Raw genomic sequence first — 14,502 nt, 5'->3', positions numbered from 1 at the left:
ACCCATCACGAACAAAGAAGCCTCACCCCCACCCCCGGCATAGCCTGACCAGCACAGGCACACACCGGGAGCACACATGAACACCACCCACCCCGCCGACGACCACCCCACCATCGACATCCACGGCGCCCGCGCCAACAACCTCCACAACGTCGACCTCACCCTGCCCAAACGCCGACTCACCGTCTTCACCGGCGTCTCCGGATCCGGCAAGAGTTCCCTGGTCTTCGACACCATCGCCGCCGAATCACGCCGCCTGATCGACGAAACCTACAGCGCCTTCCTCCAAGGCTTCATGCCCACCCTCCCCCGCCCCGACGTCGACCTCCTCCACGGCCTCACCACCGCCATCATCATCGACCAAGAACGCCTGGGCTCCGACCCCCGCTCCACCGTCGGCACCACCACCGACACCAATGCCCTCCTGCGCATCCTCTACAGCCGCATCGCCCAACCCCACATCGGCGCACCCAACGCCTTCTCCTTCAACGTCCCCACCGTCCGCGCCGGCGGCGCCATCACCGTCGAACGCGGACAAGCCAAAGCCACCAAGGTCAACTTCAGCCGCCAAGGCGGCATGTGCCCCCACTGCGAAGGCCGCGGCAAGATCACCGACTTCGACCTCACCCACCTCTACGACGACACCAAATCCATCAACCAAGGCGCCTTCACCATCCCCGGATACAAATCCGACAACCTGTGGACCACCCGCCTCTACGCCGCCTCCGGACTCGTAGACGCCGACAAACCCATCCGCGACTACACCCCCACAGAACTCCACAACCTCCTGCACCACGAACCCGTCAAGGTCAAGGTCGAAGGCGTCAACCTCACCTACGAAGGCCTCCTGCCCAAACTCCGCAAAACCTTCCTGGCCAAGGACCGCGAAGCGATGCAACCCCACATCCGCGCCTTCGTCGACACCGCCGTCACCTTCACCGACTGCCCCCAATGCCAGGGCACCCGCCTCAACCCCACCGCCCGCTCCGCCAAGATCAACGGCGCAGGCATCGCCGACCTGTGCGCCATGCAGATCAGCGACCTCGCCCACTGGGTCCGTGACCTGAACGAACCCACCGTCACGCCCCTGCTCACCACCCTGGCCCACACCCTGGACTCCTTCGTCGAGATCGGCCTGGGCTACCTCTCCCTGGACCGCCCCGCGGGCACCCTCTCCGGTGGCGAGGCCCAACGCACCAAACTCATCCGCCACCTGGGCTCCTCCCTCACCGACGTCACCTACGTCTTCGACGAACCCACCGCGGGCCTGCACCCCCACGACATCCAACAGATGAACGACCTCCTGCTGCGCCTTCGCGACAAAGGCAACACCGTCCTGGTCGTCGAACACGAACCCGACACCATCGCCATCGCCGACCACGTCGTCGACCTCGGCCCCGGAGCAGGCACCAACGGCGGACACATCACCTTCCAAGGCACCGTCGAACAACTGCGCACAGCCCCCACCACCACCGGCCGCCACCTCGCCGACCGCACCACACCCAAACCCACCGTGCGCACCCCCACCGGCACCCTGCCCATCCGCGGCGCCACCACCCACAACCTCAAGAACGTCGACACCGACATCCCCCTGGGCGTCCTGACCGTCGTCACCGGCGTCGCAGGCTCCGGCAAGACCTCCCTCATCCACGGATCCCTGGCCGGACGCGACGACGTCCTGGCCATCGACCAAGCACCCATCCGCGGCTCACGCCGCTCCAACCCCGCCACCTACACCGGGCTCCTGGACCCCATCCGCAAAGCCTTCGCCAAAGCCAACAACGTCAAACCCGCCCTGTTCAGCGCCAACTCCCAAGGCGCCTGCCCCCAATGCAAAGGAATCGGCGTCACCTACACCGACCTGGGCATCATGGCCGGCATCACCACCACCTGCGACGTATGCGAAGGCAAACGCTTCGCCCCCGCCGTCCTCCAACACCACCTGGACGGACACGACATCAGCCAAGTCCTGTCCATGTCCGTCGACCAAGCCCACACCTTCTTCGACCAGGGCCCCGCACACACCCCCGCCGCCCACAAGATCCTCACCCGCCTACACGACGTCGGCCTGGGCTACATCAGCCTCGGCCAACCCCTGACCACCCTCTCCGGCGGCGAACGCCAACGCCTCAAACTCGCCACCCACATGGGCGGCAAGGACAACATCCTCATCCTCGACGAACCCACCACCGGCCTCCACCTGGCCGACATCCAACAACTCCTCACCCTGCTCGACCAACTCGTCGACACCGGCACCACCGTCATCGTCATCGAACACCACCAGGCCGTCATCGCCCACGCCGACCACATCATCGACCTGGGCCCCGGAGCCGGACACGACGGCGGACACATCGTCTTCCAAGGCACCCCGACAGACCTCATCGACCAGGCCACCACCCTGACCGGCCAACACCTGGCCCACTACGTCAAAGGCACCACCCACACCTGACCCCGGACAGGGAAAAGCCCCCGCGGCCCAAGACCGCGGGGGCTCCCGTCTACGCCGGATCTCGCACATCCCCCGATAACGAGGGTCCGGCTCAGGCCGCGCGCACAACCCCCGTAGGCGCCCGGCCCCACACCCGCCTCAGACGACCCGGGACCAATCGGCCGTTACGGCCGCCCCCTTGATCCCCGGGGTGCGCAGGTGCTCACCCAATCCCCTACCCGATCCCTCGCCGGTAAACATCCCCACCCCGGAAATACTCACAACCCACCACCCGTTACACCCACTACAGGCAGATGCGGTAGCAAGTGTCCCCCGGGCGCCATACACCGCCTTCGCGGAATACCACGCCCCTCGCGGGCGGTTCGGAATCGCGTCGCGCAACCCGCCGCGAGGCGACCACCGCATTTGTCCGGCACACGCCACGGCCCCGTCGAGCAACAGCTCGCCGGGGCCGTTCCCATTCCCACCCGGCCGCGCCCGACACCGCTCACGTGCTCGGATGCTCCTTGCGGCACAACAGATGCGCCTGGGCGAACCCGCGTCGAGCATCCTCACGCCCGGCCAGGACGCAGCGGGCCACCTCCACTATCCCCGCCTCACGCAACGGCGCCAACACATGGTCGACGCCATAGCGGTAGGCCGTGGCCACCTGGTGATCGAAGACCTCCACCGGCCCGGTAGGGTCCTCCTGACTCTGGAAGGACACCAACAAATACCCACCACCGGCCAGGACACGCACCATCTGAGCCAGGACACCGGGCAGGCGTTCAGGCGGGGTATGGATGATCGAGTACGAGGACAACACCCCCGCCACGGAACCGCCCACCAGCGGCAGCTCCTCCAACCGTCCCACCACGAACCCCCCGGACGGGCAGCCGTCGCCGGCCAGGACCAACGCCTTCGGCGCCAGGTCCACACCCACCACCGCCAACCCCCGCCGCACCAGGTGAGCGCTGATGTGCCCGGGCCCACAACCGGCGTCCAAAACCGTCCCACCACCGGAGGAACACACCATGTCCGCGAACGCGTCGACCATGGCCCGATGCAACGGATCCACCGCGAAGGCCGAACCCGCGTGCTCCGCGTAGAGTTCGGCGACCTCGTCATAGGCACGGGAAACGGACAGAGCGTCTTCGGTCATGGGAACCGATCCTAAAGACCCCAAGGACACCCCGATCCCTCAGGGCTCCCAAAGGGCCAACCTCCGCAGAGCCTCCACCGCCCCATCGAACCCCTCCTCCCCCAACAGCGCCCGCGCCTCGGTGTTGAACCGATCGATCTCCGGTCGGGCGGCGGCCAGACTCTCCTCCCCCGCCGAGGTCAGTCTCAGCACCACCGCACGATACTGAGCGGGGTGGGTGTCCTTGGTGACCAGTCCGGCCTTGGTCAGCCGTGCCACCAGGGAGGTGATGGCGGACTCGCCCGATCCCAGGGTGCGAGCGAGCTCTTGCTGGGTGATGCCGGGGCGGTCGCGCAGGGCGAACAGGGCCCCGAGTTGGGCGGTGGTGACGCCTGCGGCTTCCAGACAGCGACGGTCGGCGTCGGTGCGCAGTCGGTGCGCGGCTCGCTGCAGGAGGAAGTACAGGCGCTGATCGGGTTCGGCCATGGGTCGAATCTTGACAGAGGCTCCTGGTTCGCGAGAACCTCACTTCACTATCAAAGTGAGAGCCGAGGGGACCCCATGAACGACGCCGGTCTGGAGTTCGCCCAAAAGATCCTGGCGGAACAGCCCTTCAGCGGCCTGATCGGCGCCCGCCTGACGGCCTTCGGTGACGCGGAGGCCATCCTGGAACTGGACATCCGCGAGGACCTGCTCCAACAGAACGGATACCTGCACGGCGGGGTCCTGAGCTACGCGGCCGACAACACGCTCACCTTCGCAGCGGGAACCGTGGCCGGCGCCTCGGTCCTCACCACCGGCTTTACCATCGACTACCTGCGCCCCGCGACCGGAACCGTGCTGCGCTCCCATGGCCGGGTCGTGCGTTCGGGCCGTAGCCGCGTGGTCTGCCGGTGCGATCTGTTCGCGGTGGACGAGGAAGGCGTCGAGACGCTGTGCGCCGTGGCTCAGGGCACGATCTCGGTGATCCCGCCCTCGAACGGCTCTTGAGCCCTCCCCCGACGAAGACCACCCACGCGTCGAAAGGCCGGCGGTCACGGCCTCGCTGGCCCGATGACCGGCCGCCGGCACCAGGCCGACCCTGCGCCGGACCAACGAGGGCCGACGCCCCGCGGGGTCAGTCCGAGGGGACCGTCGCCGCCACCAGCTCATCGATCCGAGCCGCCAGGGCCATGTCCTTGTCGGTGACCGCACCCTCCGAATGGGTGCTCAGGCTCAGCCGCACCGTGTTGTAGCGGATGTCGATGTCGGGATGGTGCTCGGCCTGCTCTGCGGCCTGGGCCACTTCACTCACCAGGGCGATCGCACCAAGGAAGTCCGGCAGGCTCACCGTGCGGTGGATCGAGACCGTCTCCGGATCCCACTCCCACTCCGTGAGCCGCTCCAGACCTTCCCTGATCTGTTCGTCATCGAGCCGGACCATGACTCCCCCTTCGGGGTTGGGTGCCGCTTGAGGTGCCAATCCGTGATTGGCCGGTTCCGGCCGGTACCTACCCGAGCCGGACCCCACCATCACCCCCATTCCGCCCACGAAGAAGCCCTTTTGTTGTCGGTGCGGCGAAGCCGCTCGATCAATGTTTGTGGAGGTGAGTCAATACCGAACCCACGCCTTTACGACGTAGATTAATAAGTGTGTGAATGGAGGGGTGTGCCAGGAACCCCTTCCAGCTCGCGAAAACCCCAACCCCACAGCCGGATCCGGACACCCACCGCCCCTTGCCAAACCCCCACGGCGGGGGTTGGCTCGATGTGGTCATCCCCCTCCCTCCACTCCACTCCGCCCCCCACCCGCGGCCCCCGGCCACGCCCACCACTCCCCCGAAGGGCACGCCCCCGCCCCACCCTGTTCAACCTGCGGGCGCTGTTCGCCACCACCCGCGAACGCGGCCGACCAGACCATCGACGCCCTCTCCCCCACCGCGCTCCCTGCCCCCTCACGCGCATCCGCGAACTCCTCGATCAGACGGAAGGACGATGCCGATGTCGGCGAGCGCCACAGCGCGGGGCCAGGCCCTGGACAGGGAGGATTCGACCACCCGGTCGGGCAGGTCGATGAACGCTCCGATGGAACGGGACGGCCCGCACCCGTCGACTCTCACCCGCATGGAAGGCGGGAGCAGATGAGTCCGTCACCGCATCGGAACCAGGGGTGGTCGGCCGAATCGAGCCTGATCCGCCCCTATTCACTCACCGGGGGCCGCACCCACCCCACCCGCGCGGACCTGGCTCTGAGCACCCAGGTGGTGGCGGTGCCGTCGGTGGAGCCGACCGAGCTGGACCCGGAACTGGAGACGATCCTGGCGCTGTGCGTGCGCCCGGTGTCGGTGGCCGAGGTGTCGGCCCGTTCGGGGTTCGCACCAGGGGTGCTGCGGGTGTTGCTGTCGGATCTGGCGGACCAGGGACGGGTGATGGTGCACTCCTCCGCCCAGGGGACACACCGACCCGACGCCGAAACCCTGCGTTCGGTGTTGGCCCGCATCAAGGAACTGTGACGCGGGCGGAGAGCGCCTTTCGGCACCGGACACGCTCAGGGTCGTGGCGGGCGGGACCACCTTGGTCCCGGCATCGGACGTGCTGGTGGAGCCGCGAGGGCCTGCACCCGGTCCGGGCGGGTGAGCACGCGGAGCACTTCCACGCGCGGGGCACTCCGGGATCAGAGGGCGCCTTCGATGCGCTCCAACAGGTCGGTGACCGGACCCGCGGTGAACAGCCCGCTCTGGGCCCCGGCGTGCTCACCGCGAGCCGGTGTCAGGGCGGTGTGGGCGCGGTGCAGTGCGGCCCGGTGGTCCAGGGTCAGGGCGGCGTGGGCGATGAGCGCCCAGTGGGCCTCCATGAGCAACCCCGGGTCGGGGTCGGTGAACCGGTCCAGGACTTGGGCGGCTTCCTGGGTCCGGTCCTGGGCGAGCAGCCGCAAGGGGAGCACCCAGGGCGTGTGCGGCCCCCACTCGGCGCCCGGTTCCTCTTGCCAGGGCAGGCCATGACGCAGCCGCAGGCAAGCCATGGCCAGGGCCCGCAGCCCTTGTTCCAGGCCGGGCATACCGGCCGTGGTGGTGCGTTCGGCCGCCTCCCGGTAGGCGTGGGCCACCTGTTCGGGGTCCTGGCCTCGCAGGTCCAGGCGTAGTGCCCGGTACCAGGTCGTGAAGACCTCCACCAAGGGGCGTTCGTGGCGGTGGGCCAACCCTTCGACCACTTCGGCGTGGTGATCGGCGCGCTCGACGTCGGCGAGTGCCGCGCCGGTCTGTATCCCGATCAGGTGCCCCAGGATCTCGAAGGATTCCGAACCCTGGCGGGCGCAGACTCGGACCAGTTCGTCGCCGACGCGTCCCCGTTCGGTGGCCAGTCCGGTGCGGTGGAAGGTCTGCATCCATCGGCCGTTGAGCGCGAACGCCAACGGGGCCGGGTCTCCCGATTCCCGGGCCAGGCCCTCGGCCTCGGACGCGGCCTGGTGTGGGCGTGGGGAGCGTGTTCCGCGTGATTCCAGGGCGATGGTGGTGAGCAGGCGGGAGCGGGTGGCCGGGTGCGCGTTCGGGCCCAGTCCGGTCAGGGTGTCCTCGGCGGCGGCCACCACGTGGGCGGCCTGGTCGGGGTCGTCGGAGCGGGTCCAGTTGGCGGGCACGTCGAAGGCGCCGATCACGCGGGCGGTGAGTTCGGGGTCGCCCAGTTCCCGGGCGGCGTCGATGGCCTGCACGCGGCGTTGTCGGGCGCCGACCAGTCCTTCGGGGCCGGTCAGGGCCAGGGAGCGCAGGAGGCCCACGGTGGATTCCAGGCGGGCTCGGGGGCCGGGGGCGGCCCGGTAGGCGCGGGCGGTGCTGTGCCAGAGCTCGTCGACCACGTTGGTGGGTTGTTCGGGTGGGTCGAGGTGGTCGGCCTGGTGGAGGATGTCGTGTTCGAGGCGGCGCAGGGCGCGTCCGGGGTCCAGGCCCAGGTCGTGGGCGAGCAGGGTGCGGGCGCGGCGTAGGACCTGGAGTGCCTCGCCTTGGCGGCCGGCGCGGTAGAGGGCGGTGGCCAGGAGTTGCCAGGCCTGTTCGCGCCAGGGGTGGTCGGCCAGGTGGGCGTCCAGGTCGGCGATGGCCCGGGCGGTGTGGCCGGTGTCCAGGTGGGCGTGGGCCAGGGTCTCCACGGCGTGGAGTCGTAGTTGGCTCAGGCGGGCGCGTTCGGCCTTGGCCCAGGTGGTGTGGGCGACGTCGGTGTAGGCGGGGCCGCGCCATAGTCGCAGGGCCTGTTCCAGGGTGTGTGCGGCCTGGTGGGGGTCGGTGGTGGAGCGTGCGCGGGTCAGGTCGGATTCGAAGGTGTGGGCGTCCACCGCGCGGGTGCGTAGCGCGTATCCGGGGCCTTGGGTGATGAGCAGGGTCGGTGGGGTGCGTGGGGTGCGGTCGGGTTCCAGGGACCGGCGTAGGGCGGCGACGAAGGTGCGTAGGGCCCCGATCGCGTTCGTGGGTGGGTCCTGGTCCTCCCACAGGTCTTCGACCAGTACGTTCACCGGGACGACGCGGCCGTGGGCGATGGTCAGTCGGGCCAGGAGTTGGCGGTGTCGGGGTCCTTTGAGCGGTAGGTCGTGGCCGTGGTCGTCCCAGGCCCGTATCGGCCCCAGTACTCCCAGGCGTGTGGTCACCGGCTCTCCCCCGTCTTCCTTGCCCTGTCCGGGCAGGGGTCACGGTATCGCGTGCTCATCGGTTGCTCATCGGGGGCCGACAGGCTGGTCTCATCCGCTTTTCGGTTCTTGGAGAGGAAGCTTCGCATGTCGAGTGTCATCACCGGTTTGGAGTACCGCCGTGTCCCGGTGGCCGAGGGTGTGTCGTTGAACGTGGCGGTGGGCGGGTCAGGGCCGGCCGTGGTGCTGTTGCACGGTTTCCCGCAGACGCACCTGATGTGGCGGCACGTGGTCGCCGATCTGGTCGGGGACCACACCGTGATCTGTCCGGACCTGCGCGGGTACGGGGACAGTGATCACCCCATCGAGAGTGGGCCCGATACCTATTCCAACCGCACCATAGCCGCGGACGTGGTGGCTGTGGCCCGTGCGTTGGGGCATGAGCGTTTCGCGTTGGCCGGGCACGACCGGGGCGCGCTGGTGGGTATCCGGGCCGGGTTGGACCACCCTGAGGCGGTCACCCATCTGGCCGTGTTGGACGTGCTGCCCGTACCGGAGATGTGGGAGGCGTTGCGGGGCGTGCAGGGGGCGGTGGGCTTTCACCTGTACCTGATGGCGCAGCCGCCCGGTCTGCCCGAGGCGATGATCCAGGCCGCTCCGGAGGAGTTCTTCGGACATTTCCTGGACCTGTGGGCGAACTCGCCCGAGGCGATCCCCGCCCCGGTGCGTCGCGCCTATCTGCGGGCGTGCGCGGGTGCGGTGCCCTCGATCGTGGCCGACTACCGTGCCTCGGCCGGGATCGACCTGGAACACGACCTGGCCGACCGTGAGGCCGGGAACCGGTTGGGCATGCCGGTGACCGTGTTGCAGCAGGACTGGGGCGCCGCCCTGGGCTATGACGCCGCCGCGCTGTGGGGGCGCTGGGCCAAGGACCTGCGCCACGACACGGTGGGTTGCGGTCACTTCATGGCCGAGGAGGATCCCGGCCTGGTCGTTGAGGAGTTGCGCGCCCTGCTGCGGCGCTGACTCCTGGGCCGACCCCGCGCCGCAGGCCCCTTTCACCCGTGGTCTCGTCGTACTCCGCGCCGGTCCAGCGGCACGATCATCGGGGTGTCGGTCTCGGGGTCGGCGATGATGCGCACGGGCAGGCCGAAGACCTTCTCCACCAGGTCGGCGGTGACCACGGTGGCCGGGTCGCCTTCGGCCACGATCGCGCCGTCCTGCATCACGATCAGGTGGGTGGCGTAGCGGCAGGCGTGGTTGAGGTCGTGCAGCACGGCCACCAGGGTGTGGCCCTGTTCGGTGTGCAGGTCCGCGCACAGGTCCAGCATGTCCATCTGGTGGGCGATGTCGAGGTAGGTGGTGGGCTCGTCCAGCAGCAGCAGTGGGGTCTGTTGGGCCAGCACCATCGCCAGCCACACCCTTTGGCGTTGGCCACCGGAGAGTTCGTCCACCGAGCGGTCGGCCAGGGCGGTCACTCCGGTGGATTCCATGGCCTGGGTCACCACCGCCTCGTCCTGGGCCGACCACTGGCGTAGGAAGCTCTGGTGTGGGAAGCGTCCGCGGGCCACCAGGTCGGCCACGCCGATCCCGTCGGGGGCGATGGAGGTCTGGGGCAGCAGCCCCAGGCGGCGCGCCACCTCCTTGGCCGGGTAGGAGCCGATGACCTGTCCGTCCAGTAGGACGTTTCCCTGCGAGGGTTTGAGCGTGCGTGAGAGGGCCCGCAGCAGCGTCGACTTGCCGCAGGCGTTGGGGCCCACGATGACGGTGAAGGAGTTGTCGGGGATGGTGACGGCCAGCTCGCGTGAGATGACCCGTTGGTCGTAGGCGAGGGTCAGGTCTTGGCCGGTCAGGCGGGTCTGGTCGTTCATCGTCGCTCTCTTCGCGGTGCGCGGGACGTCAAAGGGGTTCGGGGCGGGCGGTTCAGGCGCGGCCGCTGCGCCATTCGGTGTACAGCAACCAGATCAGGTAGCTGCCGCCGATGACGGCGGTGACCACACCCACCGGTAGTTGGGTGGGTGCCAGGGCGCGCATGGCCACCAGGTCGGCGAGTACGAGCAGGGTGGCGCCCATGAGCGCCGCGCCGATCAGTGTGGTGCCGCCGGTGCGGGTCAGGCGTCGGGCCAGTTGGGGGGCGGCCAGGGCCACGAAACCGATGGGTCCGGCCACCGCGATGGCCGCGCCGGTCAGTGCGCTGGCGGCGGCCAGGGCGATGACCTGGGTGGAGCGGGTGTTCACTCCCAGGCCTTGGGCGGCGTCCTCGCCCAGTTCCATGAACCGCAGGCGTTGGCCCACCGCGAACAGCACCGGGGCCAGGAGGGCGAAGCCGATCCAGACGGCGGCGACCTCGCCCCAGCCGCGTCCGTTGAGGCTGCCGATCATCCAGATCTGTGCGCCCAGGGCGTCGGTGAGTTCGGCGCGGGTCAGGAGGTAGTCGCGGACCGAGGCCAGCATGGCCGACACGCCGATTCCGACCAGTACCAGTCGGTAGCCCTGTACTCCGTTCTTCATTGCCAGCAGGTAGACCACGGCGGCGGTGATCAGGCCGCCGGCGACGGCTCCCAGGGAGACCACCAGGCGGCTCGAGCCCAGGACGAGGATGGCGAAGACGGCGCCGGTGGCCGCCCCGGAGGTGAAGCCGATGATGTCGGGGCTGCCCAGGGCGTTGCGCGAGAGGCTTTGGAAGACCGCGCCGGCGATGCCCAGGGCGGCGCCCACTCCGATCGCGGTCAGGGCGCGGGGCAGGCGCAGGCCTTGGACGAAGAACACGTCCAGGCGTTCGCCGTAGCCCATCAGGGCGCCGGGTACCGCCGACAGGGGGATCTCGTAGTCGCCGACGGTCACCGAGACCACCAGGGTGGTCACGCTCACCAGGGCCAGGACCAGGCACACGATCAGGGTGCGCGGGCGTAGGAGGAACGACAGGCGTTCGCCCTTGCTGCGCCAGGCCACGGTGCCGTGCGGGCGGGTGTGGGTGTGCTCGTCGGAGCGTGGTGGGGCCAGGGTCTTGTTCACAGTTGGGCCATCTTTCTACTGCGGACCAGGGCGATGAACAGGGGTGCGCCCACGAAGGCGGTGATGATGCCGACCTCCAGTTCGGAGCCGGGCAGGATGACGCGCCCCACGGTGTCGGCCGCGGTGAGCAGGATCGCGCCCAGGACGGCGGAGTAGGGCAGCATCCAACGTTGGTCGGGTCCGGTGATGACCCGGGCGGCGTGCGGGATGATCAGGCCGACGAACCAGATGGGTCCGGCCGCGGCGGTGGCGGCTCCGCACAGCAGGATGACGGCCACGGCGGTACCGGCGCGGATCAGGGGGATGCGGGCGCCCAGGGTGGCGGCCAGGTCGTCGCCCAGGGCGATCGCGTTCAGGGAGGGTCCCAGAGCCAGGGTGAGCACGATGCCCGCGACCAGGAAGGGGGCGACCTGCCAGAACAGGTCGAGGTCGCGTCCGGTGAGGGAGCCCACCTGCCAGAAGCGGATGCGGTCGAACACGAAGTCGTTGAGGACGATGACCCCGTAGATCAGTCCCTGTAGGACGGCGGCCAGGGCGGTGCCGGCCAGGGCCAGGCGGACCGGGGTGGCGCTGGCGCGTCCGCGTGAGCCCAGGGCGTAGACGGCCACGGCGGCCAGGGCGGCGCCGATGAAGGCGGGCCAGACCAGCCCGGAGCCGCTGAGGCCGAACAGGAACACGGCGATGACCACGGCGGCCGCGGCCCCGGAGTTGATGCCCAGGATGCCGGGTTCGGCCAGTGGGTTGCGGGTCAGGGCCTGCATGAGGGCGCCGGCCATGCCCAGGGCGGCGCCCACGAACACACCGATGATGGTGCGGGGTACGCGCAGGGTGCGGATGACGTCGTGGTCGTAGCCGCCGTTGTAGGCGGTCAGGGCGGTCCAGACGTCGGCGGCGGGGATGGGTTTGGCTCCCACGGTGACGCTGAGCAGTGCGCACACGGCCAGGGCCGCCAGGGCGACGATGAGGCCGATGGGGCGGATCACGCGTCGGGTGAGGGTGGGGCGCGTTGGTGTGGGCGCGCGCAGGGCCACGGCTTCCCCGTTCTGGTGCGGGTACGGATGGTGGTTGTGGGGGGAATGATGGCGCCGGCGGTGCCGACGTCGCATCGTACGGCACCGGGGAAACCCGGACGAACACCACTGAGACAGGTTAGCCTTACCTACGTCATGTTCGCACGGAAGGGTCCCCCAACGATGTCGCACACGCGTCCCCTGCTCGTCTTGGCCTGCCTGCCCCTGGTTGGGGTGCTCGCACTGACCGGGTGCGGGCCCGGCTCCGACGAGACCGGTTCCCGGGATTCGGAGGGTGGGGACACCCGGACCGTGGAGGGGGCCAACGGTCAGGTGGAGATCCCCGCCGAGCCCGAGCGCGTGGCCGTGCTGTGGCGTCCCACCCTGGCCGCGGTCACCGGTCTGGGGCACGAGGTGGTGGGCACCATGGGCACCCCGGGTTCGGCCGACCAGGGGTTGGCGCCGTTCCTGCCCGCCGACGTCGACGGTGGTGGGTTGACGCTGGTCACCAACTCCCCTGTGGAGGACGACGTCAACATCGAGGAGTTGGCCACCGCCGAACCGGATCTGATCATCGGTGTGGACACCCCGATGGGTTCGCAGGCCCAGATGTTGGATTCGTTGGAGGCGATCGCCCCCACCGTGCTGTTGGAGTGGGAGGGCACCGGTTCCTGGCGCGGGCATCTGGAGGAGGTCGCCGAGGTCCTGGACGCCCGGGAGGCGGCCGAGGAGGCGTTGGGCGCCTATGACAGCGCCATCGAGGAGGCGCGTGCCCGGATCGAGGAGGCGGGTGTGGAGCCGGCCGGGACCGAGGTGTCGCTGGTGCGGTTGCAGGACCAGACGGAGATCCGGTTGGAGACTCCGACGTCCTTCCCCGGTCAGGTCATCGACGACCTGGGGTTCGCCCGGCCCGAGACCCAGTTGGAGGCCGAGGGCGAGACCGACTTCATCTCACGCAGCTACGAGAACCTGGAGCAGGGCGATGGCGATGTCGTGTTCGTCATGGCCGGGTCCGGTTTCGCCGAAGCTCCGGACACCTTCACCGACGGGGTGTGGTCGAACCTGGACGCGGTGCGAAAGGAGCAGGTCTATCGGGTGGACCACGACTTTTGGGGTGCGGCCAACCACCACGGCGCTCACCGCATCGTCGAGGACGTCACCGCGGCCTTGACGGGTGAGATGGACCCGGCGGTGTAGGCGTGCTCGTGCCGAAGCTCCGGCGAGCCGGCGGGGGGCTGGATTTCCCGAGGCCACCGGCCAGGTGTGGACCTACCGGTGACCGCACACCCCTCCGTGATCGTGTGCGCCGTCGACCCCGGCCGCCACGATCCGGGAGCGCCCCTCGTGCGCCGGGACCGCACGGCATCGGTGTCGGGGGCGCGTGGTCTGTTCGCCGGCCGGTGAGGATCCACCGCTGCATCCTGTGGCGCTCCCTGCTCCACCCTCGTGTCAGGTGCGACGGGCGGCCCAGACGGTGCGTTCGGTGCGTACCGTCAGGTCGTCGCGACGCAGCACGCTGTGCGGACCGCTGGTGTCCAGGAGCCGGTCGAGCGCGGTGAGGTCCTCGGGGGAGATCCTGTCGGCGATGACACCGCGGAGGCGTCGCAGGACGCCGAGGGCGTAGCGGCCGATCGCCTCGTTGCGGTCGCCTTCGATGTCGACGGCGACGGTGCGTTCGCCCTCTACCGTGAAGCCGGCGGCGGTCAGCATCGGCCCCCAATCGGCGCCGCGGTCAGGCATGTGTTCGCGCTGGAGACGGTCGGCCGCGGCGTGGACGCGCTCTTCGAGGCCGGGCCGGTCCTTCGGCTCGTTCTCGGGCAGAAAGCGCGGGTGGCCGTCCAGTTCCACGACGGCGAACAGGCCACCGGGCGCGAGCGCGTGGTGGACGTTGCCCAGCGCGCGGTCGGGTCGGGCCATGTGGTGCATCGAGGCCGACGCCCACACCAGGTCCGGTGAGCCGAGGTCGGGCCAGGCGGGTTCGTCGAGGTCGGCCTGTACCGTGCGCACGCGGTCCTGGACGCCGAGGGCGCACGCCTTGGTGCGCAGGCGCTGAAGGTGTTCGGTGGAGGAGTCGACGGCGGTGACGTGCGCGTCGGGGAAGCGGTCCAGGAGGGCGAAGGTGCCCGTACCGGTACCGCAGCCCAGATCCACGATGTGGTGTGGGGCGGTCTCCATCGGCAGCCAGGCGGTGATGGAGGCGATGTGCTCGGCGAGGACCTCGGCGTCCAGGTCCAGGATTTCCGCCTGGACCTCGGTGTCGGTCCCATGCGCCTGGTGTGCGGTGTGGGCGTGTGCGTGGTTCATGCCCGGCACCCTA

General features: G+C 69.5%; 14 protein-coding genes. 6 read left to right on the top strand and 8 right to left on the bottom strand.

Going from position 1 to position 14,502, the window contains the following annotated elements; genetic code table 11:
- The first annotated feature begins 76 nt into the window (after positions 1–76).
- Positions 77–2,449 carry an ATP-binding cassette domain-containing protein gene (locus ACWGSK_RS03295; protein WP_452455135.1) on the top strand — a complete coding sequence of 791 codons (2,373 nt, stop codon included), beginning with the start codon at positions 77–79 and terminating at the stop codon, positions 2,447–2,449.
- A 487-nt stretch (positions 2,450–2,936) separates the two neighbouring features.
- On the opposite strand, the gene ACWGSK_RS03290 is transcribed toward ACWGSK_RS03295, so the two are convergent.
- Both ACWGSK_RS03290 and ACWGSK_RS03285 read right to left on the bottom strand, forming a co-directional pair.
- Positions 2,937–3,590 (bottom strand): class I SAM-dependent DNA methyltransferase, encoded by a 654-nt coding sequence (locus tag ACWGSK_RS03290; RefSeq protein WP_452455134.1) that lies wholly within the window; start codon positions 3,588–3,590, stop codon positions 2,937–2,939.
- Between the two features lie 39 nt (positions 3,591–3,629).
- Positions 3,630–4,055, bottom strand: a complete 426-nt coding sequence (locus tag ACWGSK_RS03285; protein WP_452455133.1) for a MarR family winged helix-turn-helix transcriptional regulator — start codon at positions 4,053–4,055, stop codon at positions 3,630–3,632.
- A gap of 75 nt (positions 4,056–4,130) precedes the next feature.
- Between ACWGSK_RS03285 and ACWGSK_RS03280 the strand changes: the two genes are divergently transcribed.
- Positions 4,131–4,559: a PaaI family thioesterase gene (locus tag ACWGSK_RS03280; RefSeq protein ID WP_452455132.1), complete on the top strand. Its 429-nt coding sequence runs from the start codon at positions 4,131–4,133 to the stop codon at positions 4,557–4,559.
- A gap of 127 nt (positions 4,560–4,686) precedes the next feature.
- Here the strand turns inward: ACWGSK_RS03280 and ACWGSK_RS03275 are convergent, their stop codons facing one another.
- The gene (locus tag ACWGSK_RS03275) at positions 4,687–4,992 is read right to left on the bottom strand and encodes a 4a-hydroxytetrahydrobiopterin dehydratase (RefSeq protein ID WP_358504821.1); all 306 of its coding nucleotides are present in this window, start codon (positions 4,990–4,992) and stop codon (positions 4,687–4,689) included.
- A 697-nt stretch (positions 4,993–5,689) separates the two neighbouring features.
- On the opposite strand from ACWGSK_RS03275, the gene ACWGSK_RS03270 reads away from it, so the two are divergent.
- Complete coding sequence (locus ACWGSK_RS03270; protein WP_452455131.1) at positions 5,690–6,061, top strand: DUF742 domain-containing protein; 372 nt, start codon at positions 5,690–5,692, stop codon at positions 6,059–6,061.
- Positions 6,062–6,222: 161 nt separating this feature from the next.
- Here the strand turns inward: ACWGSK_RS03270 and ACWGSK_RS03265 are convergent, their stop codons facing one another.
- Complete coding sequence (locus ACWGSK_RS03265) at positions 6,223–8,181, bottom strand: BTAD domain-containing putative transcriptional regulator (protein ID WP_452455130.1); 1,959 nt, start codon at positions 8,179–8,181, stop codon at positions 6,223–6,225.
- A 126-nt stretch (positions 8,182–8,307) separates the two neighbouring features.
- Between ACWGSK_RS03265 and ACWGSK_RS03260 the strand changes: the two genes are divergently transcribed.
- Positions 8,308–9,186, top strand: a complete 879-nt coding sequence (locus ACWGSK_RS03260; protein ID WP_358504811.1) for an alpha/beta fold hydrolase — start codon at positions 8,308–8,310, stop codon at positions 9,184–9,186.
- Positions 9,187–9,218: 32 nt separating this feature from the next.
- Here ACWGSK_RS03260 and ACWGSK_RS03255 read toward each other — a convergent pair whose 3' ends face one another.
- Genes ACWGSK_RS03255 through ACWGSK_RS03245 form a run of 3 tightly spaced genes read right to left on the bottom strand, consistent with a single transcriptional unit; the run spans position 9,219 to position 12,206 of the window.
- Positions 9,219–10,031, bottom strand: coding sequence for an ABC transporter ATP-binding protein (locus tag ACWGSK_RS03255; protein ID WP_358504808.1), 813 nt, complete (start codon positions 10,029–10,031; stop codon positions 9,219–9,221).
- A 52-nt stretch (positions 10,032–10,083) separates the two neighbouring features.
- Positions 10,084–11,175, bottom strand: coding sequence for a FecCD family ABC transporter permease (locus ACWGSK_RS03250; RefSeq protein WP_452455129.1), 1,092 nt, complete (start codon positions 11,173–11,175; stop codon positions 10,084–10,086).
- A complete protein-coding gene (locus ACWGSK_RS03245; protein ID WP_358504802.1) occupies positions 11,172–12,206 on the bottom strand; it encodes a FecCD family ABC transporter permease in 1,035 nt (344 codons plus the stop codon). Before ACWGSK_RS03245 ends, ACWGSK_RS03250 begins: the two co-directional genes overlap by 4 nt.
- 162 nt (positions 12,207–12,368) lie before the next feature.
- Between ACWGSK_RS03245 and ACWGSK_RS03240 the strand changes: the two genes are divergently transcribed.
- Positions 12,369–13,382, top strand: a complete 1,014-nt coding sequence (locus tag ACWGSK_RS03240) for an iron-siderophore ABC transporter substrate-binding protein (protein WP_452455128.1) — start codon at positions 12,369–12,371, stop codon at positions 13,380–13,382.
- A 78-nt stretch (positions 13,383–13,460) separates the two neighbouring features.
- Positions 13,461–13,589 (top strand): hypothetical protein, encoded by a 129-nt coding sequence (locus ACWGSK_RS03235; protein ID WP_452455127.1) that lies wholly within the window; start codon positions 13,461–13,463, stop codon positions 13,587–13,589.
- Positions 13,590–13,634: 45 nt separating this feature from the next.
- On the opposite strand, the gene ACWGSK_RS03230 is transcribed toward ACWGSK_RS03235, so the two are convergent.
- A complete protein-coding gene (locus ACWGSK_RS03230) occupies positions 13,635–14,489 on the bottom strand; it encodes a class I SAM-dependent methyltransferase (protein WP_452455126.1) in 855 nt (284 codons plus the stop codon).
- Between the last annotated feature and the right edge of the window lie 13 nt (positions 14,490–14,502).

This window comes from Nocardiopsis sp. NPDC055551 (assembly GCF_053619415.1).
This window is presented reverse-complemented; position numbering and strand designations above follow the sequence as displayed.